This window comes from Pseudoalteromonas sp. PAB 2.2 (genome assembly GCF_001938575.1).
Lineage (GTDB): Bacteria > Pseudomonadota > Gammaproteobacteria > Enterobacterales > Alteromonadaceae > Pseudoalteromonas > Pseudoalteromonas lipolytica.
This window is the reverse complement of sequence record NZ_LYPI01000007.1, coordinates 407277-430698: the sequence shown is the minus strand read 5'-3', so window position 1 is coordinate 430698 and position 23422 is coordinate 407277. Positions and strand designations below refer to the sequence as shown.

The window sequence follows — 23422 nt, the reverse complement described above, 5'->3', positions numbered from 1 at the left end:
CTCATAATGAAAACCAAACATCAAATTGCAACAGCACAGTTCAACACCTCAATTGGAACGTTCCTACACTGTGAGAGTTCACGTATCACTGAATACGTATTCATAAAATCATACGGCTAAGGTAATCAGGCATAAAAAAACCCCGCGTCTTAAACGCAGGGTTTTCATTAAAAAGAGGCCGCTTTAACCTATTCGTTTTTTCCACGTGTCGGCAAGACGCACAACATTCAAGCCATACCAGGCAATAAACGCATAGCAAATCACTGGAACGAAGAAGCTTTCTTGAATACTAACGGTATCAGCAACAACACCTTGCACTAAAGGCACAAGCGCTCCACCAACAATGGCTAAACATAACCAACCAGAGCCTTTACTCGTTAATGAACCTAGGCTTTCAATGGCAACTGAAAATATGGTTGGGAACATAATTGAGTTAAATAAACCAATCGCCAACACAGAGTACAGTGCCACATTACCTTCTGTGAAAATTGTCACAAGTAACAATACAATAACCATCATGGCGTTAAAGAACAGCGCTTTAGAAGGGGCTATTTTTTGCAATGCCGCAGAACCGATAAAGCGGCCCACCATCGCACCACCCCAGTAGTACGCAATCAAACTTGCGGCTGCATGCTCTTCAAGCCCCGCAATATGTGCTTCACCAAAGTAATTAACTAAGAAACTACCAATTGAAACCTCTGCACCCACGTAACAAAAAATTCCCACGACTCCCATAATTAAATGAGGGGCTTCTTTTAGGCTATGATTTTTTGCTTTGCAGTCTTGCTCTTCTGTGTGCTCGGCAATGACAGGTAATTTAAAGAACGCAAATACCACAGCAATCGTTAACAGGGCTGCTGCTAGCATTAAATATGGAACCTTAACAGACTCAGCCGTTGCAGCGTTTGCCGCCAATGAGCCCGCGGTACCAAAAAATAAGATCCCGCCAACATAAGGGCCAACCGTTGTGCCTAATGAATTGAGCGCTTGCGCAAGGTTTAAGCGAGATGATGCTGTTTTCTCAGGTCCCAATGCGACAACATAAGGATTTGCTGATACTTGTAACACTGTAATGCCTGCAGCTAGTACAAAAAGCGCACCTAAAAATAGCCAATACTCATGCACTACAACAGCAGGGTAAAACAACATACAGCCAATTGACGCAACGATTAAACCGGTTAGAACCCCGTTCTTATAACCCAATTTTTTCACCAACATACCGGCTGGTAACGACACTATAAAGTAGGCGCCAAAGAAGCAAAACTGTACCAGCATTGCTTCGGTATAGGTTAAATCAAAGACGCCTTTTAAGCGCGGGATCAACACATCATTTAAAACTGTAATAAAACCCCATAAAAAGAACAGGGTCGTCATTGCCGTTAAGGGAAGCAGGTAGTTTTTATTTTGCTGCGACCCCTCAGCGACAAACGATTGGTTTGTATTAATTTCACTCACGTGGTTTTCACTCCGTTAACAAGTTACGCTTGATTCTACACATTGAAGTAAAAATAGCACAAAGATTTAATAGGAACGTTCCAAAATATTTATTTCCTGCTATAGTTGCTTTAATCAAGAAAACCACCGGAGGCAGCATGCATACTGTCGATTTTAAAAGCCCTGATTTCTTAAAGCAGCACATAAAAGACACGCTCGCTTTTTATCATCCGCATTGTGTTGATAATTCAGCAAATGGTTGTGGTGGCTTCTATCAATTTTTTAAAGATGACGGTCAGATTTATGACAAAGAAACCCGTCATTTGGTGTCCAGTACTCGCTTTGTTTTTAATTATGCAATGGCCTATTTGCATTTAAAAGAGCCTGAATACCTCAGACTAACGCACCATGGCTTAGCCCACCTTGAGCGTGTGCATAAGCAAAAATCTGGGGGGTATGCGTGGCTGTTAAAACAAACCAACGAAGGCAAGGTCACCATTTTAGATGACACGAATCATTGCTATGGCCTTGCGTTTGTACTGCTTGCAAATGCAGTCGCATTAAAAGCTGGCATCAGCGAGTGTGAAAATACCATTTCGCAAGTATGGAATTTACTTGAAACCCATTATTTTGATGCCAAAAATAATGCCTATTTAGACGAATACACTGCCGATTTTAGTCAAGCCGACACTTACCGCGGTCAAAATGCCAATATGCACCTATGCGAAGCACTTTTGATGTGTTTTGAAGCCACTAATCAGCGCCACTATTTAGACCGCGCGCTGCTGTTAGCACAGACATTCACACTAAAGTTGGCGGCAAAAAGTCAGCAGTTTGTGTGGGAGCATTACCATCAAGATTGGCAGCTCGACTTTGATTACAATAAAGATGACCCTCGCCATTTATTTAGACCGTGGGGCTTTCAACCAGGCCACCAAACTGAATGGGCTAAACTGTTACTGATTTTAAATCGCCATGTTGAATTACCTTGGCTAGTTGAGCGGGCTAAAACGTTATTTGATGACACATTGGCTATTGCATGGGATAACGAGCACGGCGGTATTTTTTATGGTTTTGCGCCAGATAAACAGATTTGCGACAGCGATAAATACTTTTGGGTTCAGGCCGAATCATTGGTCGCTGCCGCCCTACTCGCTGATGCTACACACGATGATACATATTGGCTTTGGTATGAGAAAATTTGGCAATACAGTTGGCAACATATGGTAGATCATCAGTATGGGGCATGGTTTAGAATTTTATCAGCAAACAATCAGGCATACAGTGACGAAAAATCACCTGCGGGAAAAACCGATTACCACACAATGGGTGCCTGCTACGAAGTATTAAAAGTAATAACATTGAGGAATACATAATGAGCTTAGTGTGTTTTGGCGAAGCGCTAATTGACTTTTTGTCTGACGGCAAACAGCCTGAATCATTTACCAAATATGCAGGTGGTGCGCCTGCTAACGTGGCTGTTGCAGCAGCAAAGCTAGGATTAAAAACCAGTTTTTGTGGCATGCTTGGCGATGATATGTTTGGACACTTTATAAAAGATGAGCTGGCACAGCATGGCGTTAACACCGATTATTGCCAATTTACCGATGCCGCTAAAACAGCACTCGCCTTTGTTTCACTAGATGAAAGCGGCGAACGTTCATTTAGCTTTTATCGCCCACCCGCGGCCGATTTACTTTATCGGGTAGATGACTTTAACAGTTCGATGTTTGCTGAACATGCCATTATGCATGTATGTAGTAACAGCCTTACTGAGCACAACATCTATCAAACAACGATTTACGGCCTTACTCAGGCGAAAAAAGCCGGTGCAATTTGTAGTTTTGACATGAATTTGCGCGAAAACCTGTGGCCAAGCATGCGCCATACGCTAGATAGAATGTGGCATGTTATCTCTTTGTCAGATATCGTAAAACTTTCATTTGAAGAACTTGAGTTTCTAAATCAAAAAAGTCATCAGGCAATGCCACTTGAACATACCATTGATACCATTTTAAAGGCAGGTGTAACCTGTTTGCTCGTTACCAATGGCGGTGAAGCAATTAACGTTTATCACGCTGATTTTAAAGGCCAAGTAAGCCCACCAGCCACCAACGTTGTTGATACCACTGCCGCTGGCGATGCCTTTATTGGCGGTATGCTGTCAAAGATTGGCCAGCACTGTGAAAATAAGCAACGTTTTAAAGAGTTTTGCCAAACGCAAAGCAATATCGAAGAGACGATTGCTTACGCCGCCAAAGCGGGCGCTTTTGCAGTGAGTCGCTATGGCGCATTTGCGTCATTGCCAAGCGCAGCAGACTTAACCTAAATTAACAGTGAACACGGCAATCACACATGCCGTGTTCATTTTCTTCGTTACAACTTTGACTCTTCATTCGAGCATTTGTCTATAATCGGTAAATATCTAAGCACTTTCATTTGCGGATCAATAACAACATGGTCTCCTTGCTGAATGGCAATATTTATACGACCCTTTTTAGGGTAATAGGTGTTCGACTCTCCATTAATTTCCACAGGGATCGGCATCGGGAATTTATTCCCTTTTAACGAGGCTGTATTCCAACTTAACGTAATGTTATGTGGTGTTTGTGTTACTTCAAGCTCAGGTAATTCAGCCTGCTTTAGATACACATCAAAAAACCATTGATAGTCTTTACCTGTTAAACGATTAACAATGCTAATAAACTCGTCGGTGTTGCGATAACGAGGTGCAATTGGGTAGGTTAACGATGCGGTGTTATTCACACCGTAAAGCAGCTCTCGTGTTGCTTGCCAAAATACGTCTTCACCCACAAGCCAGCGAAGAGTATGCAGTGTCCAGCCACCCTTACCATAAATATCAGAGTTAAACGCTTGGTCAGATGTAATTTGACCTTCAAGCACAACTGGCGCACAGTTTTTAAGACCTAAATAGGCTTTATACATACTGTGATTGTAGGCTGCGTCACCAAATTTATATAAGCTGTAACTGGGTTGCATATAAAAACCAAACCCCTCATGAAGCCATGCATCATTAAGCTTTTCGTGGGTCATTAAATTGCCAAACCATTCATGGGCAAGCTCATGCTGTAATAACCAATCATATCCATTGGGATCACGCGCATACTTTTTGCCATACGCATTGACTGTTTGATGCTCCATGCCTAAGTGTGGCGTTTCAACAAAGCCTAACTTTTCACCGCCCCAAGGATAGGGTCCGAGCATTTTCTCAAAAAACGTCACCTGCTGGCGTAAATCATTGTCGATAAGCTCGCGTGCTTTTTGCTCATTTTGTGTGAGAGACCAAAACTCAATAGGCACCGTCGCGCCATTCACACTGGTATACTCTGTTTGAATACGCGTATAGGGCCCAATATTAATCGCAATATTGTAATCACTTGCTGGCACCGATAATAACCAATCGAATTGTTGCTTATTATCACTCAGTTGCGTGATATTTTGCAGTACACCATTACTCACTGCACTTAAACCATTTGGCACAGTTAAACGAATACGCATGCTATCGGCTTTGTCTGCAAAATGATCTTTGCAAGGCCAGAACAAGTCACACCCTTCCCCTTGCACTGCCGTTGCAATCCATGGCTCACCCGATTCGGTTTGTGAAAAAACAAAACCCCCATCCCATGGTGCATTTTTAGCAATGTGTGGTTGCCCTTCATAAGCAACGGACACAGTAGCGACACTCCCTGGCGCTTTTTGTTCACCTAAATCAATGGTGATCACACCTTGATTTCGTTTAAAGTTAAGTGGCTTATCTTGTGAGGTAATTGCGGTAATAGTAAATCGGCTATCCAGTTTAAGTTCGACAAACTGAGTGGGTGCTAAGATTGTAAAGTCGGTTTTTGATAGCCCCTTTAATCGTTTCTTATTTGGTATGACTTCAAGTGCTAAATCGTAATGTGTAACATCAGTCTTAATAGCAATCTCTGATAGCGCTTGTCCTGTGTCACCAATAACAGGGTCTAGGGGTAATGGGTTTGTACTGCACCCCACTAAAATTGCACTTATAACAGCAGCAGCTGTTGATTTAATTAAATTAATACCCTGCAAAACACCGTCTCCATTCATTATTTTTATTATTTCATTTATCGCATAGCTTTACAGGTAATACAGCGATTTGCGTTGAATTACCCTGTTACAAAAATCTTATCATTGTTGATTAAGCAAATATGGTGAAGGGTTTGTAATCATGGTATGTTTTTTAACTAATTAAAGAAAAAGGAATTCAAGCTATGAATAATAAGCTTCTTGCTGTAGGTGCTGTTGCAATTGTTGCAGGTGCGGTGTTGTATTCACAAAATAAAGCCAGTGTTGATGTAGATTTACCTGAGCTTGCCTATGTGCCAGCAGACACTGCCGTGTTTTACGGCCAATTAAAGCCATTCCCGTATAGCAAATACTTTGCACTTATGCCTGATGCAATGAAAGGCACCAATGACTTCACCCCTATTATTGCTGAGCTAAAACAAACCAGCAATCCAAACGCTGTGTTTCTTGCTTCGTTAATGGAAAAGTATCAACAGTCTTTAAGCTCTTATGATGCGTTTAAATCAATGTGGGGGTTTGGCGATGACTATAAAGGAATGATGTATGCGCAAGGTTTAATGCCAATTGTTCGTTTTGAAGTCGCTGACCAAAGCAGTATTATTAATAGCATTAAGCAATCTGCCGACGAAGCAGGTATTGCTTACACAAGCGAAACACTTGATGGTGTAGGCTACACACGGTTTAACATTAGCCTTGAAGGCTTAGATAATATCGACCTGATTGCGTCAACGCATAACAACTGGGCGACATTAACTCTAGCAACCCCTCTTTCGAACAATCAAGACTTACGCATTGCCCTTGGAATAGAAAAACCAGCTAAGTCACTCGCTGATACTAAAAAACTGCCTGAGTTAATTAGCACTTTTTCACTTGATGGCAACTCAGTTGGCTATGTTGATCACCAACATATTGCCAATGCAATTACGGGTAAAGAAGACTCGCGTTTGCACCAAATGCTCACAGAACTACTCAACAAAGCCCAACAAGCCAATGCATTAGACGCAATTTCAACACCCGAGTGTCAAGCTGATATCGCTTACATTGCTCAAAAATGGCCCGCAACCGTATCGGGTACCACAAAATCACGTATTACGGCTGATTATGCCGATTTCGATGTTAAAGCCGTATTACAAAGTACCGATCAAGACTTACTAAATACTCTTCAGGCCGTGCGTGGCTTTGTGCCAAAACACACCACACAGCTTGATGGTCAAATGCTCAGTGTTGCTTACGGGATTGATGTTGCAAAAGTACTGCCACTCGCCAATACATTGACTGGCGCATTGAAGTCAGCCGAATTTAACTGTGGCCCGATTGTCGCTCTACAAAATGAAATGCGTGATGTCAGCACTGCAGGGCTTGCTATGGTCTCGGGTTTTGCAAATGGCGTTCAAGGAATGAGTTTAAGCGTACAAGATGCCAAATTTACGCTTGATGACACTCAAGGCCCACAAGTTGAAAGCTTCGATGCTCTAGTGACTTTATCAGCCACTGATGCACACGGTTTATATTCAATTGCGCAGGGGTTTGTTCCACCACTTGCAAATATAAAACTGCCGGCCAATGGTGATGCTGTAGTCATTAATGATTATATTCCTTCGCCTGTCCCGCTTAATTTTGACATTAAAATGGCGATGAAAGGTAATCACATCGTGATTTTTACGGGTGATCAATCAGCCCGTATTGCAAACGAATTAGACGCGCAAAGTGTCACAAAAAATGGGTTTGTGAATATGGCGTTTGATATTCAAAAAATCCTTTTACCGTTACTTGATACGATTGCTGCAACAGGTCAGTTAACCAATGAAGAAATGGCTGAACTTGAAGCCCTGCGTGACCAACCCGTAGGTGTCTATTTTGCCACAGACATTACTGACAACGGCATAGGACTTGAAAGTAACGTACAAATTACTAAAAAGTAATCGCTTAAACTGATAAATGAGAAGAGCGCATTAGCGCTCTTTTTGTTGCTGCCATTTTAAAGAGTTATTAGTATCGCGGCTGCTAAAAATAGTCGTGTCTGAGCTTTCAATGCCACCCAGTTTGGCTAACCTGTCATACAGCACAACATTACACGTAGCAGCTAAATTCATGCAGCCAATGGTAGGCACATAAACCACTTCATCACACCATGTCAGCACGTCTTTACTGACCGAACCATCTTCGGGGCCAAACACATAAAACGCATTTTCTGGGTGCTTAAATTCGGGTAATGGCGTGGCGCCTTCTACAAGCTCTATCACTACCGTTGTTGCGCCTTCTGGCTTCGCTTGCTCAAGGCTTTCAACTTGCGTCAGTGGGATATGCTCAAGCACATTTTTGGTATCAGTGTGGTACTTATTCGCACGCAGATAACGGCTGCCGGTAAAAAAAACCTGCTGGGCGTCGTAACATCCTGCGGCGCGTAATACACCGCCAACGTTGGTTGGGCTTTTGGGGTTTATAAGGCCAATCGATGCTTTTAGCGTAGTCATTAATCGATGTCCATGGTTGGCCATTCAGCAACATATAAATCAAAGTCGTCGAGGTCAACATGACAGTCTTTTATCGTTTTATCACGCACCGAAATACCTAATTGGTGCATCATTTCTTTGCTGCCACCATGGAGCAGTGGGTGCCAAGACGCAAGACCACGGCCTTCATGCAAACGACGGTAGCTGCAACTTTGTGGCATAAAGAAGATATCTTTTAGGTTTTCTTTGGTGAGCTTTACACATGAAGGCACGAGAGTTTGACGATTAGCATACTCACTACAGCCACAGCTATCGTTATCAAGGTATTGGCATACGATATTCGTGAAAATAAGCTCTTCACCTTCGCGAAGTTGATCTGTTGCGGCGAATTCATCTTCGTCTTCGCTGTCAATAAATGTGTTTAAACAACATTTACCACAGCCGTCACAAATGGCTTCCCATTCTTCTCGTGACATTTGCTCAAGCGAGCGCTTAAGCCAAAATTTATCTTCTAACATGGTATTACTCAAAGCCCCTAACAGCGCGCATTCTAGCTTAAAGCCAGCATGCGCGCAAAGTTTAGAGTGCTAGAGCTATTACTTTTGCTCGCTAACCCAACGCTTAATTTTCTCTTCAAGAATCGGCATCGGTAATGCACCATCGATCAGAATTTGCGTATGGAACGCTTTAATATCGAACTTATCACCCAGTTCTTTCTTACAATAATCGCGTAGTTCTTGAATTTTAAACTGACCTAACTTGTAAGACAGTGCTTGGCCTGGCCATGCGATATAGCGCTCAACCTCAGCGATAATATCACTTTCAGCCATCGACGAATTCGCAAGCATGTAATCAATACCTTGCTGACGAGTCCAGCCTTTTGCGTGGAAACCCGTGTCGAGTACTAAGCGCATTGCTCGCAGTTGTTCGTCAGATAAACGGCCATACCACATGTAAGGGTCGGTAAATAAACCTAACTCTTTACCTAGGCTTTCTGCATAAAGTGCCCAGCCCTCAGCAAACACGGTGTACCCACCAAATTTACGAAACAGCGGTAAGCCTTCAATTTCTTGTTGTAGCGCAATTTGGAAATGATGTCCTGGTGCCGCTTCATGAATTGATAAGGTTTCAAGTAAAAACTTAGGCTGTGCTTTTAAGTTAAACGTATTGATGTAAAAAATACCCGGACGTGAGCCATCTGGTGCAGGTGATTGATACGATGCCCCCGCAGCAGATTCTGCGCGGAAATCTTCAACGGCTTTTACAACGTAAGGCGCTTTCGGCGCAATATCAAACATTTGCGGCAGCTTTGCGTCAATTTTTTCTTTCACTTCTTCATAAGCCGCAATCAGCGCTTCTGGGGTGTCGTAGTAAAATTCATCAGAGGTTCGAAGGTGTTCAAAAAACGCTTTTAAATCCCCTTCAAAACCAACGGTTTCTTTTACTTTTTTCATTTCAGATAAAATGCGTGATACTTCACTTAAACCAATGTCATGAATTTCATCAGCGTTTAGGCTCAGTGTTGTATGCTGTTTAATTTGATACTCATACCATGCTTTACCATTTGGCAGCTCACTGTAACCAATGCTTTCGCGGGCATTTGGTATGTATTCGTTGGCTAAAAAGTCAGCCATTTTTTGATACGCAGGCACTAAACGCTCACTGATCATCGCGGTGTATGCACTTGTCAGCTCTGCTTTTTGTTCGTCGCTGAATGACTCAGGTAACTGAGCAATCGGCCCCCAGAATAATGACTCTTCTGGTTTTTCTTCGATATGAGTTTGAAATTGTGGTAATAGTTTTTCAGCAAGCGGTTTAGGAAGTACCACTTTGTCTTTCATGCCTTGGCGCATTGATTGCTCAACGCTCTCTAACCAAGCGATAAAGCCATCTGCACGCTTTTCAAATGCTTTATAGTCTTCAACGGTGTTAAAAGGCTGTGCGCTTTGCCCAGACCCTAACGCGGCAAAAGTGTTATGCGCGCCGCCCATTTGATTTATGGGCATTAAGTAACTTGGGAATTGTGACCCTTCAATAGCCAAATCCAAGTCTCGAGCGAGTATTTCATAGCTTAATAAAGACTGGCCTGTTAATTGTGTCTTATCAATATTTGCCAGTTTGTTTTTATATTCTTTAATGAAGTTAAGCTGCTCATTGCGATTGGCTTCATTGATCGGGGCAATAAAATCGTCGTTAAACTCGTTTCGGCCAATATAAGTGCCACCAATCGGGTTAAATTGTAAACCGTCTTCAAAATAATTGGTCAGTAATGTATCCAGCTGTGCGCTGGCTGATTCTGTTTTTACAGATGGTTGTGCTGCTGTTGTAGGTGTTGTTTCGCTTTTTGGCGTTGATTCATTACAACCCATTAATGCGAGCATCACTGCTGAACTAAGTAGTGCTAATTTTATGTTTTTCATTCTTTCCCTGCCCTTAAATTAAGTACCCGTAAATTATGCGGGTTTAGCGCCCTGTTTAGCAAGTATCGCTGCAACTTATCGCACTTTATTTACACACACTAACGTGATTGGTAAAGTGAAACTTCGACTTACCAATATTGAATAAAAATGAAAAAAACAGTTCTCGCGATTAGCTTAGGTCTTGCCTGCTTAGCCTCTGTAAATACCTACGCCACAACCTACGTATCGGCAAAAGCCATGGTCGATGTAAATTCAGGAAAATTGATTAAATCACCACTAATCAGTATAGAAAATGGTCAGATAACGGCTGTACAGACGAATACACAGCCTAGCTTAAAAGATGGCGATAAGCATATTCAATTATTAGAACTCACACTTGTGCCTGGTTTAATGGACATGCATGTACATTTGACCAGCGACCCTACAGTGCCTCGTAGTGCACGAATTGGTCAATCAGTGCCGCGCAAAGCGATTAAAGCCGCCCATTTTGCCGAAAAAACACTGTATGCTGGTTTTACTTCATTACGTAACTTAGGCGCAGAAGGGTATAGCGTTATTGCGGTGCGCGACGGTATTAACGAAGGTGATATTGTCGGTCCACGTATTTGGGCTGCGGGCCCATCACTCGGGGTTACTGGCGGCCATTGTGATAACAACCGTTTACCACCTGAAATGAAATACACCGCAGAAGGTGTTGCAGATGGTCCTTGGTCTGCCCGTGCTAAGGTACGTGAAAACATTAAATACGGAGCGAATGCCATTAAATTTTGTGCCACAGGTGGTGTTTTCTCTAAAGGTACTAAAGTGGGTATTCAGCAATATACGCAAGATGAAATGAATGCAATTGTTGATGAAGCTCACTTACGTGGTTTAACCGTAGCTGCCCATGCTCACGGCACCAGTGGTATTAAAGCTGCCATTGTAGCGGGTGTTGATAGTGTAGAACACGTAAGCTTTGTGGATGACGAAGCAATTAAGCTTGCAAAAAAACACGGTACGTGGTTCTCAATGGATATTTATAATACCGAATACACGCTGACCTTTGGCGAGCAAAACGGTGTTGATGAAGAAAACCTAAATAAAGAGCGTCAAGTATCTAAAAAACAACGTGAGAGCTTTAGTCGCGCCGTTAAAGCGGGTGTGAACATGGTGTTCGGCACCGACGCTGCAATTTACCCACATGGCGATAACGCGAAGCAGTTTTCACGTATGGTTGAATTTGGTATGACACCATTGCAAGCACTGCAATCAGCAACCATTAATAGTGCTAAGCTACTGAAAGTTGATGATAAACTTGGCCAAATTAAAAACGGCTTTTTAGCCGATATTATTGCCGTAAAAGGAAATCCTCTTGAAAACATTGCCGTACTTGAAAACGTGCAATTTGTTATGAAAGACGGCATTGTTTATAAGTAATCACCAATTTGCTGGTTTCATTTTATTGAAACCAGCACATCTCCTAATTACCAGTAAAAAGTTAACCAACCATTTATAAGATGTTATTTGATTGTACCTAAACTGACTATTTACCCATTTTAGATAAATAATACTTGAAATGAAAACCACTCGCATTATCATTACCGAAAATTTTTAACTTCTTTTCTATAATGACAACTTACAAATACTCTGTTTTAACCCTTGCTTGTATCAGCGCTTTTTCAGTTAACGCTAATGATTTAAACGATGTTGAACGGATTACCGTCTACGACAAACAAAATCGCGTGGTACTTGAGTCTGGTCTTGCGACAAAATCAAACATGACCTTAATGGAAACACCAGCCCCCGTGGTGGTGGTTGATCAAGCGCTCATAAATTCACAAGGCGCCACAAATTTACAAGATTTGGTACGTAACATCAGCGGTGTAACGCAGGCGGGTAATAATTATGGCATTGGTGATAACTTAGTGATCCGTGGTTTAGGCGCAAACTACACCTACGATGGCATGTACGGTGGTGCTGGCCTTGGTAACACCTTTAACCCTACCCGCTCAATGACTAACGTAGAATCGGTTGAAGTACTTAAAGGCCCTGCCACAGGTTTGTATGGAATGGGCAGTGCCGGTGGTGTTATCAACCTTATTGAAAAGAAACCACAATTCACTGAAAAACACACCGTTAGTGCCGAACTTGGCCAATGGGACAGCTATGCGTTGGGCTTTGATAGCACAGCTGCTTTAACGGATAATTTAGCGTACCGAGTGAATGCAAAAACAGCGCGCAGTGACGGCTATCGCGATTTAAAAGATGACCGTGACGAAATTTACGCGGCGTTGAAATATGTGCTTAGCGACAAACAAGACATAATGCTTTCAGGTGCTTATATCAAAGACGCCATTGCTGTTGACTCGATTGGCCACCCTATTCGTATTTTTAACAGTGACTCTGTGAATGGTAAAACGGCTGGCGAAGTCACCGCTGCTGATTTAGTTAACGATGCAACGGCAAAAGGGCTGCAACTAACAGATCAGCAACGCCAGCAATTAGCAGATTCACTCGCAGCAAATGATGGCCTAACACCGTATACCTTCGGTCATAATGGCATTATTTCGCCGATGGCCAATGATAACGAAGGCGAAGAACTGCGTTTTAAGTTAACGCATAACTACTTTATTACTGATAATTTATTTTTAAATCAGCAATTACAATACCGAAATTATGAATCAAGTTTTGCGCGTCAAACTGGAGCGTATAACTATGTGTATTGGAATCGTAATGGTGTGATCAATGCCGACCCTCGCGCCCCGTTAGTTGTTGATGACGTGCTTTATCCCTTTGCTGCGCGTCGCCAAGAGTATCGCCAAGTGCAAGCAGATGAAAAATCATGGCAATACTTTGCAGATCTTCGTTATGACTTTAGTTTTGCGGGTATCGATAACGAATTACTCGTTAACGCCAACTACGAAGACCGTGATATTCGTTTTAAACAATACTCTATTTATGATGCCGATCAGGTCATTAAAAATAAACAAGGCGAGGTTATTTACCAAGGCCAACTCCCGTATATTTTTGATATTCGAACGCCAAATTGGGGCGCGGGAAGTTTTGCTGATTACGATCCTCTAAAGACCAGCGACTACAACAAAGAAGTGCAAGCGTGGGGAGTTGGTATTCAGCATGTTGCCTATATTCATGACACCTTTACCACGCGTGTGGGTGTCGCGTTTAATCGCATTAAACAAAGTTATCAGCATTTTGGCGTTGACCCTCGTTACCGTGCAAGCGCCGCAGAGCCAACACCAGAAGCAGATACTTCAGACAGCGGTATGACCTACAACCTAGGTGCGACATATAAACTAAACGACGACATTTCGTTCTTTATAAATCACTCAAAAGGCCGCACAGCGTATAGCGTGTTAGGTAGTGTAACGGGTAACGAAGCTGACCGTGATGATGCCGAGTCTATCAGTAACGATATTGGCATGCGTGTAAAGGCCTTTGATGATCAACTATTGGCATCATTGGTCATTTTTGACAGTGCCCGTACCAACCTAGAGTATGCAAACCCAGATTATGAAGCCGGCGTGTCTGATGCTTCTATACCAAAGAGCTTTTATGATGGTGAAGAGCAAACAAAAGGTGTTGAGCTTGATTTAAATGCGGATTTAAATGAGCAATGGCAACTTAACATCAATGGTGTCTATCAGGATGCCCGTGATAAGCAGAACCCAAATTCATCAAGCTTTGATTCGCGTCAAAAAGGGGTACCTTATGTCACGGCAAGTAGTTGGTTAAGCTACGATGCTCAGTGGTTTAATTTAGCTCAGCCACTAACGATAAGTGCAGGGATTCAATATGTTGATGACCGCAGTACACATTCAACCTCGTTTGGTATTCCAGATGGTTACGTACCTAGCTACACAGTTTACGACGCCGCAATTCAATACCAAACAGATGAGTGGAAACTACAGTTAAACTTAAACAATTTGTTTAACAAAACGTATTACTCAAAAGCAATGTTCTTAGGCGGTATGCCAGGTGAAGAGCGCAATGCTAAATTAACGTTTAGCTATACGTTATAAGTAGTTACCGGTAAAACTAAACAAGCGCGACCCAACGTAGTCGCGCTTGTTTAATAACCGCTCACTCGTTATTAAAACGTCATCACGATACGACCCGTAATATCGCCTTTTAGCATGTCGTCAAAAATCTCATTGATATCTTCAAGGCGTTTTTCTTCAATAATAGCTTTAACTTTGCCTTTTGCGGCAAAGTCGAGACACTCTTGTAAATCTTTACGCGTGCCCACTATTGAGCCAACTACCGATACACCGTTCAGTACCGTATCAAAAATAGGCAATGGCATGTCTTCTGGGGGTAAGCCTACAAGCACGCATTTACCGCCACGACGCACACTTTTATAAGCTTGCTCAAAACCTGGTTTTGATACCGCAGTACACACTACTCCATGCGCACCACCGACTTGCTCAAAGATAGTCTCGCTTGGTACTTGCTTCATAAAATCAATGGTAATGTCTGCACCGAGTTCTCTGGCAAGATTCAGTTTGCTTTCACCCGTATCAACTGCAATCACATTAAAGCCCATTGCTTTTGCATATTGCACGGCTAAATGACCTAAACCGCCCACACCAACAATGGCCACCCAGTCACCGGCTTTAGCACCTGTTACTTTGAGTGCTTTATAGGTTGTGACCCCTGCACAAAACAAAGGTGCTGCTTCTGAAAAACCTAATCCTTCAGGAATTTTAACCACATAATCGCCATGAGCTACACAGTACTCGGCGTAACCACCATCTACCGAATAACCTGTGTTATGCTGCTCAAGGCATAAGGTTTCTTTGCCTTCTAAGCAAAACTCACAGTGGCCACAGGCACTGTAAAGCCAAGGCACCCCAACACGGTCACCCACGACTAAATGTTTAATATTGTCACCCACTTTTTCGATAGTCCCGACCCCTTCGTGACCAGGCACCAATGGCATTTTAGGTTTTACAGGCCAATCCCCATGACATGCATGTAAATCAGTGTGGCACACACCACACGCGGCAATTTTGACAAGTACATCGTTGACACCAATGTCTGGACATGGGATATCTTCAATGCTTAATTTACCTTTGTACTCTTTATTTACTGCGGCTTTCATAACGTTCCTCCATGGTATTATTGGGTTTCAGCGTATACGATAAACAGATTAATTGTCACTGTTATTGATCCACATCAAGCCATACATTTTTACTGGAGTTATAAAAATAAATTAATACATTCAGCTAGATATACCTGCATTGGTGACAACTCAAACTTTAGTCGCAATACAATCAATAGTGGCTATTTCTTTTAGTTATACCCATGGCGTGCTAGCATTTAATTTCTGAAGTTTTTGAACAATGAAAATTATGAGCCTATCTGAAAAAAACGTAGCCTTTGTAATGCACTGTGGTGAAATGGGAAGCCGTTGGGGCTTTAATCGCACTATTGGCCAAATGTGTGGTTTATTAACCATTACAAAAGAGCCGATGACCGCCAACGAAATTGCCGATACGTTAAGTATCTCACGCGGAAACGTAAGCATGGGCATAAAAGAGCTTCAGTCTTGGCGCTTAATTAAAGTGCACCATATTCCGGGCGACCGTAAAGAATACTATGGCCCAGCTGGCAGTATTTGGGATATGGCAAACCGTGTATTTGAAGAGCGCAAAAAGCGCGAAATTGATCCAACTCTAAGCTTGCTTCGCGATAACCTACTCGAACAAGCCCACACCGATGATGAACGCTTTGCGCAACAGCAAATGCAAGAAATCCACGATTTACTCGAAACCGTTACTAAATGGTCAGCAGAGTTACAACGCTTAAGTCCAGAGCAACTACAAAGTCTCATGAAGCTAGGATCTGGTATTGGTAAGGTACTGGATTTTAAAGATAAGATTTTGAAAAAGCCGGGAAAGAGTGAGTAAGTTAGCGAGTTTGTAGGAGGTGTTTTAACGCCGAACATTTGAGATTCACGGCTGAAGCCGTTCCTACGAGTTTAATATTGTAGGCGTGATACTTGTTTCGGGCGTTCTTTTGCAGGTCATGTTTTAGTGGATTTTGAACGAATAATCAAAACTGCACTTAATGTTATTTCATTGCACAGGGAGTAATCTTGTAAGGAGGCAATAAACCGTCAGGCTCAGTTAAAACTAAGCCTAACAGTTAATAACAATAAGTTACTTAATCGCTGGGTAACCGATACGATCTGATAAGTAACCCACACTGGTTGCAAAGTAATACGAGCGATTCCAATGCATGAGTGCTTTGTAGTTATCGTAGGCTAGATACATGCGGCCGTTCACGTCATCCGGCATCACCATCGCGGCAGTAATGTCCACGTTTGGTAAGTCACTACCATCCATTTTACGAACACCTAATGCTTGCCAGTCAGCTAGACTGCGCTCTGACTCTTTCCAATATTCAAGCCATTGACTGCGCGTTTTAGTGCCACGTTTAAGAATATTTGCGTTATCAAAGCCTTCTGGTAATTTAACTTGGCGACCCCACGTTAAGTCATCGTTCCACCCTGCTTGCTTAAGGTAATTTGCAATAGAGGCGAAGGCATCTTCTTCGGTTGTCCAAATATCCTTGCGACCATCACCATTGTAATCAACCGCATAAGAATTAAATGAGGTTGGCATAAACTGCGTTTGCCCCATTGCACCTGCCCATGAGCCTTTGAACTTATCAAGGGTAATATGCCCCTCTTTTAAGATATCAAGTGCAGCCCAAAGTTGATTTTTGTACATGGTTTCGCGGCGGCCATCAAATGCAAGTGTCACGAGTGATGCAATCACGCTGTGTCCACCTTGAATTTTACCGAAATTACTTTCAAGTCCCCAAAGTGCAACAATAAAGCGTGCTTGAACGCCATATTCTTTCGCTACTTTTTCGAGAACGTCTTGGTTTTCTTTATACAATTTACGCGCGCGATCAATTTTCCATTGCGGCACACGTTTTGGTAAATAGGTTTCTAGTGTTTCTTTTACTTCTGGCTGATTTTTATCTGCCGAGATTACTTTTTCTTTGAATTTAGCCGTTGCAAAGGCTTGGTCAAGCAGTGCTTGGTCGTAACCTTTTTCAAGCGCTTCTTTTTTTAATGCGGCAACATATAAATCAAAATCGGCTTGTGTTTTTTGTTCTGCTAGTACAGATGTGCTCAACGAGGCACTTAATAAAATAACGGCAAGTTTTTTAATCACTATCAGCTCCCTTGTCTTTTTTAAATTCGGTCAGCAGGTTTTCTTCCGGCGGAGGTAGTTGTAAGTAGAAACCGTGCTCAATTAACGCTTGCTTAACCGCCTCTAAATCTGCAACACCTAACTTTTTACGGCTAGCAAGATTGATCATCATCACATAATGAGGCTGGCCAAATGTCGCTAATAAAGCGTCTGGGACTCGACTAAAATCCTCTCTTTTCTCTACAAAAAGGTAGGTATCCGCTTTTTTCTTACTTTTATACACCGCAGTTAGCATTATGACCCTATAATATCTTGCTTAACGAAGGCGCACACTATAACATGAGTCAAATAATAAGTTATAAAAATTAGGTTAGATTTTTACTGTATAAGCCTTGTTCAGCCTGCGTTTATCTGTAAATACGACTAACCAAGAAAATTCAATTGAGCGTGTATGTCGGAACAAATTTTTGAATTAAAAGGGAACCTCTTTACATTATCTGTTTTACATTTATTTTCAGCAGATACCTCTCTTTTAAGTAAGCAGTTAGATGAGAAAATCGCCCAAGCACCTAAGTTTTTTGCCGGTGCGCCTATCGTAATCAACTTAAGCGACGTACAAGATGAAGCGCTTGATTTCTCGTTTTTAAAGTCTATGTTAACAAGCTTATCGTTTAATCCTGTCGGTGTGTGTAATGGCACGCAAGAACAAAACGAAAACGCAAAAGCAGCGGGCTTATCGGTCTTGAACTATTCACAGGACGTTAAGGGAGCAACCGCTAAACAACAAACAAATACGTCTATCGTTGAAAAAACTGTTCACCTTCCAGCACAAGTCATTCATGGCACGGTGCGCTCAGGGCAGCAAGTGTATGCAAAAGATCGCGACCTTATTGTTATTGGGGCTGTAAGCCACGGCGCTGAAGTCATAAGCGATGGTAATGTGCATATTTATGGCACATTACGCGGCCGTGCAATTGCGGGGGCTAAAGGTTACAACGAGGCACAAATATTTTGCCAAAAATTAGAAGCAGAACTTGTTTCTATTAATGGCAGTTATTGGATCAGCGACTCCCTACAAGGTGAACACTGGGGTAATGCCGTACAAATCCAACAAAAAAATGATTCATTAGAAATTTCAGCTTTGGTTAAAGGATAAATCTCATGGCAAAAGTAATTGTCGTTACTTCTGGTAAAGGTGGTGTTGGTAAAACCACATCGAGTGCTGCAATTGGCACAGGTTTAGCACTTAAAGGCTTTAAAACCGTTATTATCGACTTTGATATTGGTTTGCGTAATCTAGACCTTATCATGGGTTGTGAGCGCCGTGTTGTTTATGACTTTGTAAACGTTATTAATGGCGAGTCAAACCTAAATCAGGCTCTAATTAAAGATAAACGTGTTGATAAACTCTTTATCTTACCTGCTTCACAAACCCGTGATAAAGACGCCCTAACCCGTGAAGGTGTTGAACGCGTTCTAAACGAGCTGAAAAAAGATTTTGATTACATTGTCTGTGATTCACCTGCGGGTATCGAAGCGGGTGCCATGATGGCAATGTACTTTGCTGATGAAGCAATTGTTACTACCAACCCAGAGGTATCGTCGGTTCGAGATTCAGACCGTATCTTAGGTATCTTACACAGCAAGTCTAAGCGTGCTGAAGAAGGCCTTGAAAGCGTAAAAGAACACTTACTATTAACGCGTTACAACCCAGAGCGTGTTGAAAAAGGCGAGATGCTATCAGTTGAAGATGTACAAGAAATTCTTGCAATTAAACTATTAGGTGTTATTCCTGAATCACAAGCGGTATTAAGTGCATCGAACTCTGGTCAACCTGTGATCTTAGATTCTGAATCTGATGCGGGCCAAGCGTACACAGATGCAATTAATCGCCTGCTAGGTGAAACAGTTGATTTTCGCTTTTTAGATGTAGAGAAAAAAGGCTTGTTCAAACGGATTTTTGGAGGTTAATGTGTCTTTACTTGACTACTTCCGCTCAGAAAAGAAAAGCAGTGCGTCACTTGCAAAAGAGCGATTGCAGATCATTGTCGCACACGAACGTTCACAGCGTGGTACGCCTGATTACCTACCACAGCTAAAACAAGACATCCTTGATGTTATTCGTAAATACGTGAACGTAAGCACTGATGCAGTTCAGGTTCAATTTGACCAAAACGAAGATGATTTAGCGGTCCTTGAGCTTAATGTCACTTTACCTGACGAAGAAAAGAAATAGTCAAAATTGGGCGCCATGTTATAGATAACAGCGCCCTTTTTTATTTCTGCCACTGCATATGAAACTCGTAGTCGTCCTCGCCTATGGTTTTAAAACCTGCCCGTTGATAAAGCCCATATGCGGGATTTGCTTTAAGAACGGTTAAGTTAATTACATTCGCTTCATTTTTTAGCGCATGTAACACCTTTGTTCCTAACCCCTTCCCTTGCTCTGTTGGCTCTATTTGTAACTGCAGTAAGTTTATGTGATCTTGTTCTCTAGTAAACTTAGCAAGACCTACACATTGTGCCTCTGCAAAGACTAAATGACTGTGCTCAAAATGCTCTGCTACGCGTGCTTGATGTTGCTCAAGAGATAAGAACAAACCTTGCTTTTCTAAATGCTCAACCATGGTATTTAAGCGTAAGGTGAGCAAGTAAGGCTTGTCTAGAACTGTCGCTTTTATAAATTTTATCACTGCATGTCCTTACAACAAAAAAGGTACCTTAAGTAAGGTACCTTTTTGGCGTTTAACAAACAACTTTCTGCTAGAAGTTATAGTTTGCACCCAGGTAAAAACGGCGACCTGAATATTGGTTATAGGTAAATCGATTACTTTGCTTCCAATAACCTTCTTCAATTTCTTCTGTTAGGTTTACCACCGACGCTGTAAATGACAACGCATCAGTCAGGTTGTAAGATGCATTCACATCTAACTGACCATAGTCTTTAGTGTATAAGTTGTAGCCCTGGTGAATACCGTTTGCACGATCATCTTTCCAGTTATACGAAGCTCGAACGCTAAAGTCGTCATTTTCAAAGTACACAGAAACATTGTATTGGTGCTTAGCTGTACCCGGAATTTCAGCCTCTGTTTTTTGCCCATCCGTCGATACTTCGCTAGTGCTAGTATCTGTGTAGGTATAGTTAGTTAAAATACCAAAGCCGTTATCAAACGAGTGTTGGAAGAACAGCTCTAAACCTTCAGATTTCGCATCCCCACCACCCACTTTGGTGTTCATTTCTACTTCGATCGGCCCATTACAGCAATCGTGTTCACGTTCTACAATTTCAACAGTCGAAATCGGTAAGTTAGAGATATCTTTAGAGAACAAAGTAGCACCAAGCGCCGAACCATCACCGTAATACCACTCAATTCCTAAGTCGAATTGATCAGAAAGCATTGGCTCAAGGCCGGTATTTACAGAGGTTCCTGTACCTCTACCAGTCCATGAATCTGGTGAGTTAATGTTAACGGGTGGTCCGTATGACTCCGCTTGACTTAAGTCAGAATAACTTACCCTTGCCATAGTACGTGCGGCCGCAAAACGAACGACGAGGTCTTCGGTTACATCCCATGCTAAGTTAAAGCTAGGTAATACTTCACTGCCATCACTACTGCGCTCATTTGGATCTGTATCATCATCATCTTGGCCAATGACGTCGTCGTATGTAAGGGTACTAAGCTTAGTGTTTACATAGCGGACCCCTACATTACCTCGGAAGTTTTGCCACTCGAAATCAGCTTGAGAGTAAACAGACCATATTTTTTCTTCAAGCGCATAGGTGCCTGATAGGCTTGGCATCACTGTTTGACTGAAATTTTGCTTTAGATAATCATCAAGCGCATTAAAATCAAACGCTAAAAAGTTGAATGCACCTGTATCACCAGCACTATTATCAACAACATGGTCACTTACAAGCGTCGCCGGATCTGGATGAAAATCTGGGTTATGAAACCACTCTGTTCCTGGTAAATAGCCACGGTAACCACCATTATCAGCTATGCCGTCATCCCAACGAAAGTCATTACGAATCCCTTTAATCTCGTGATCTCTGTATTTCGCACCCACATAGAAACGAGTGAAAAAGCTGCCATCAAGATCAAATTTAACATCGCTTTGAAGGTAATCTTCTGAATCTTCATTTTCTGATGAATATGAATCAAACCAATCATAGTATTGGTATGCTTCTTTATCGGTTGCCAAATCAGTGGATACCTCATAATGCGGCTTACCATTCTCAATTGACCATAACCAGCTATTTACAGAGCCTTGGCGCGCATCAATATTTGCGTACGTTTCTTTTGACGTTCCGCCTTCAGCTTCTGTGTGTCCAAGCTTAACTGTAACGCTGTAAGTATCACCATAATAAGTGCCTTCGAAATCGTAGGTGTTTGATTTTGACTCGCCAAAACGCTCACGCCCAGTTAATTGTGGCGACAACAAACCACGACGAACAGGCACCCCCCCGTTTACATCAGCATCACCCCAGTTATTATCATTGAGTAAGCCGTTGTCGCCATTGCCGTACGCGATAACTGTATCGCCATCAAGAACAATACCGTAATACGGATTATGGTTATCATTCCACTCCGCAAATGTAATGCTTTGCCCTGTTTGGTCATAGCCTAACTTGGCACCAAAATAGTTAAAGTTTAGATCAAGTCTGTCACTTGGAGCCCATTGTACTGCGACTTGATAACCATCCCGAGTGCGGTCTTGATTTGAGTTATTCACACTCATAGCACGAGGTGCCCAGACATTGTTGTACACTTCACCAGTTGCCTGGTCGACCAACGCAGGGCGTTCTGCACCCTCAACTGTATCTGAGTGAAAACGCCAGTGTGAGGCATTATTAGTAATTGTTGTCACGGTGCGGTCTTGACGTGTAAAGCCTGCTAATACACCTATGTTTTCGTCATCATTTTTCCATGAATACAGCACATTTACTTGCGGCTTAGTATCTTCGGACACATCATCATAAGTTAATTCAGCGCTTAATGCGCCCGAGTTTGCTTCCATTTCGAGTGGCTTACGTGTGTGTAAAATGACAGTACCACCTATGCCACCTTCATCGATTCGTGCCTCTGCACTTTTATATACTTCAACGCTTTTGATCATACTCGAAGGCAGTAATGTGTAATTAAAACTTCGCGTGGGCGTACCCGAGCCAGATGATGCAATGTAATTACCGTTTAATTGCGTGAGTGTCCAATCAGGTGAAGTACCACGAATACTCACTCGACTGCCTTCCCCGCCATCACGGTCAATCAGCACGCCCGATACACGCTGTAATGAGTCCGCGACGTTTTTGTCAGGAAACTTACCAATATCTTCGGCTGTAATTGCATCAACCGTGGCAGCTGATAAACGTTTAATTGCTAAATTTTCTGCCGTTGAAGATCGTATACCTCGCACTTCAATTACTTCAACATCCTCTTCAGCTTGCTCTGCTGCGTAAGTTGTATTAACCGCCGCGAGTAATGAAAGCAAAATTGCATTGCGTTTAAAATGCCGTCCTTGCCCTTTTCTTTTTATTGCTCTTTGCGTGCCCATGCCTTTCTCCAGTTGTGTGTTCTGCTTATGCTTGTAAGACTAAACTGCTTACAAAAGCACTTTATTGTTGTCGTTTTGAAACTGATTATTGGGAGTTAACAGCTTGTAAAACTCAAACTCAGAATAGGGTGAGTGATTAAAAAGTGATAATAAAAATTCGGTGACAGATATGACAAAATCGGCGTATGGAATATTTTATATTCTTTTTTTTATATTCTGCTTTATAGTAACCCCATAGTTTCTATAGTAATTCCATGAACAAAACCAACAAAAAAAACAAAATCAACTAATTGATTTTAAATAACAAAATATAAATACAAGCTAGTAC

General features: G+C 42.1%; 19 protein-coding genes. 9 read left to right on the top strand and 10 right to left on the bottom strand.

The features are described from left to right. Positions 1-183: 183 nt before the first annotated feature. On the bottom strand, positions 184-1455 hold the full coding sequence (locus tag BWD47_RS02305) for a sugar MFS transporter (RefSeq protein WP_075593285.1): 1272 nt from the start codon (positions 1453-1455) through the stop codon (positions 184-186). A 137-nt stretch (positions 1456-1592) separates the two neighbouring features. Here BWD47_RS02305 and BWD47_RS02300 point away from each other — a divergent pair, with 137 nt between their 5' ends. Together BWD47_RS02300 and BWD47_RS02295 are read left to right on the top strand one after the other, a co-directional pair. Further along, positions 1593-2810 (top strand): AGE family epimerase/isomerase, encoded by a 1218-nt coding sequence (locus BWD47_RS02300; protein WP_075593284.1) that lies wholly within the window; start codon positions 1593-1595, stop codon positions 2808-2810. Continuing rightward, positions 2810-3763, top strand: a complete 954-nt coding sequence (locus tag BWD47_RS02295; RefSeq protein WP_075593283.1) for a carbohydrate kinase — start codon at positions 2810-2812, stop codon at positions 3761-3763. The genes BWD47_RS02300 and BWD47_RS02295 overlap by 1 nt, the downstream gene beginning before the upstream one ends. Positions 3764-3810: 47 nt before the next feature. Here BWD47_RS02295 and BWD47_RS02290 read toward each other — a convergent pair whose 3' ends face one another. Continuing rightward, positions 3811-5505 carry a M1 family metallopeptidase gene (locus tag BWD47_RS02290; RefSeq protein WP_256719154.1) on the bottom strand — a complete coding sequence of 565 codons (1695 nt, stop codon included), beginning with the start codon at positions 5503-5505 and terminating at the stop codon, positions 3811-3813. A gap of 182 nt (positions 5506-5687) precedes the next feature. Here BWD47_RS02290 and BWD47_RS02285 point away from each other — a divergent pair, with 182 nt between their 5' ends. Next, positions 5688-7424 carry a hypothetical protein gene (locus BWD47_RS02285; RefSeq protein WP_075593282.1) on the top strand — a complete coding sequence of 579 codons (1737 nt, stop codon included), beginning with the start codon at positions 5688-5690 and terminating at the stop codon, positions 7422-7424. Between the two features lie 30 nt (positions 7425-7454). Here the strand turns inward: BWD47_RS02285 and BWD47_RS02280 are convergent, their stop codons facing one another. From BWD47_RS02280 to BWD47_RS02270, 3 genes are all read right to left on the bottom strand, one after another. Further along, a complete protein-coding gene (locus BWD47_RS02280; protein ID WP_036971908.1) occupies positions 7455-7976 on the bottom strand; it encodes an RNA methyltransferase in 522 nt (173 codons plus the stop codon). Next, a complete protein-coding gene (locus tag BWD47_RS02275) occupies positions 7976-8473 on the bottom strand; it encodes a YcgN family cysteine cluster protein (RefSeq protein ID WP_065979069.1) in 498 nt (165 codons plus the stop codon). The genes BWD47_RS02280 and BWD47_RS02275 overlap by 1 nt, the downstream gene beginning before the upstream one ends. A gap of 78 nt (positions 8474-8551) precedes the next feature. Beyond that, positions 8552-10375, bottom strand: a complete 1824-nt coding sequence (locus BWD47_RS02270; RefSeq protein WP_075593281.1) for a DUF885 family protein — start codon at positions 10373-10375, stop codon at positions 8552-8554. A gap of 147 nt (positions 10376-10522) precedes the next feature. Between BWD47_RS02270 and BWD47_RS02265 the strand changes: the two genes are divergently transcribed. Together BWD47_RS02265 and BWD47_RS02260 are read left to right on the top strand one after the other, a co-directional pair. Continuing rightward, complete coding sequence (locus BWD47_RS02265; protein WP_075593280.1) at positions 10523-11791, top strand: amidohydrolase family protein; 1269 nt, start codon at positions 10523-10525, stop codon at positions 11789-11791. Between the two features lie 191 nt (positions 11792-11982). Then, entirely contained in the window at positions 11983-14394 is a 2412-nt protein-coding gene (locus tag BWD47_RS02260; RefSeq protein WP_074989081.1) for a TonB-dependent siderophore receptor, read from the top strand. Between the two features lie 71 nt (positions 14395-14465). On the opposite strand, the gene adhP is transcribed toward BWD47_RS02260, so the two are convergent. After that, positions 14466-15476, bottom strand: a complete 1011-nt coding sequence (gene adhP / locus BWD47_RS02255) for an alcohol dehydrogenase AdhP (RefSeq protein ID WP_075593279.1) — start codon at positions 15474-15476, stop codon at positions 14466-14468. Between the two features lie 250 nt (positions 15477-15726). On the opposite strand from adhP, the gene BWD47_RS02250 reads away from it, so the two are divergent. Next, complete coding sequence (locus BWD47_RS02250; protein WP_036972862.1) at positions 15727-16284, top strand: GbsR/MarR family transcriptional regulator; 558 nt, start codon at positions 15727-15729, stop codon at positions 16282-16284. 252 nt (positions 16285-16536) lie between these two features. Here the strand turns inward: BWD47_RS02250 and BWD47_RS02245 are convergent, their stop codons facing one another. Next, on the bottom strand, positions 16537-17562 hold the full coding sequence (locus BWD47_RS02245) for a lytic transglycosylase domain-containing protein (RefSeq protein WP_036971921.1): 1026 nt from the start codon (positions 17560-17562) through the stop codon (positions 16537-16539). After that, positions 17555-17836, bottom strand: a complete 282-nt coding sequence (locus tag BWD47_RS02240) for a YcgL domain-containing protein (RefSeq protein ID WP_036971922.1) — start codon at positions 17834-17836, stop codon at positions 17555-17557. The genes BWD47_RS02245 and BWD47_RS02240 overlap by 8 nt, the downstream gene beginning before the upstream one ends. 156 nt (positions 17837-17992) lie before the next feature. On the opposite strand from BWD47_RS02240, the gene minC reads away from it, so the two are divergent. From minC to minE, 3 genes are read left to right on the top strand one after another with little or no spacing between them, the layout of a single operon-like run. After that, the gene (minC, locus tag BWD47_RS02235; protein WP_036971924.1) at positions 17993-18697 is read left to right on the top strand and encodes a septum site-determining protein MinC; all 705 of its coding nucleotides are present in this window, start codon (positions 17993-17995) and stop codon (positions 18695-18697) included. A gap of 5 nt (positions 18698-18702) precedes the next feature. Further along, a complete protein-coding gene (gene minD / locus BWD47_RS02230; RefSeq protein ID WP_036971926.1) occupies positions 18703-19512 on the top strand; it encodes a septum site-determining protein MinD in 810 nt (269 codons plus the stop codon). A 1-nt stretch (position 19513) separates the two neighbouring features. After that, positions 19514-19777, top strand: a complete 264-nt coding sequence (gene minE, locus BWD47_RS02225; RefSeq protein WP_036971927.1) for a cell division topological specificity factor MinE — start codon at positions 19514-19516, stop codon at positions 19775-19777. A gap of 40 nt (positions 19778-19817) precedes the next feature. Here the strand turns inward: minE and BWD47_RS02220 are convergent, their stop codons facing one another. Continuing rightward, on the bottom strand, positions 19818-20234 hold the full coding sequence (locus BWD47_RS02220) for a GNAT family N-acetyltransferase (protein ID WP_065979063.1): 417 nt from the start codon (positions 20232-20234) through the stop codon (positions 19818-19820). 70 nt (positions 20235-20304) lie between these two features. Next, a complete protein-coding gene (locus BWD47_RS02215) occupies positions 20305-23094 on the bottom strand; it encodes a TonB-dependent receptor (protein WP_075593278.1) in 2790 nt (929 codons plus the stop codon). Between the last annotated feature and the right edge of the window lie 328 nt (positions 23095-23422).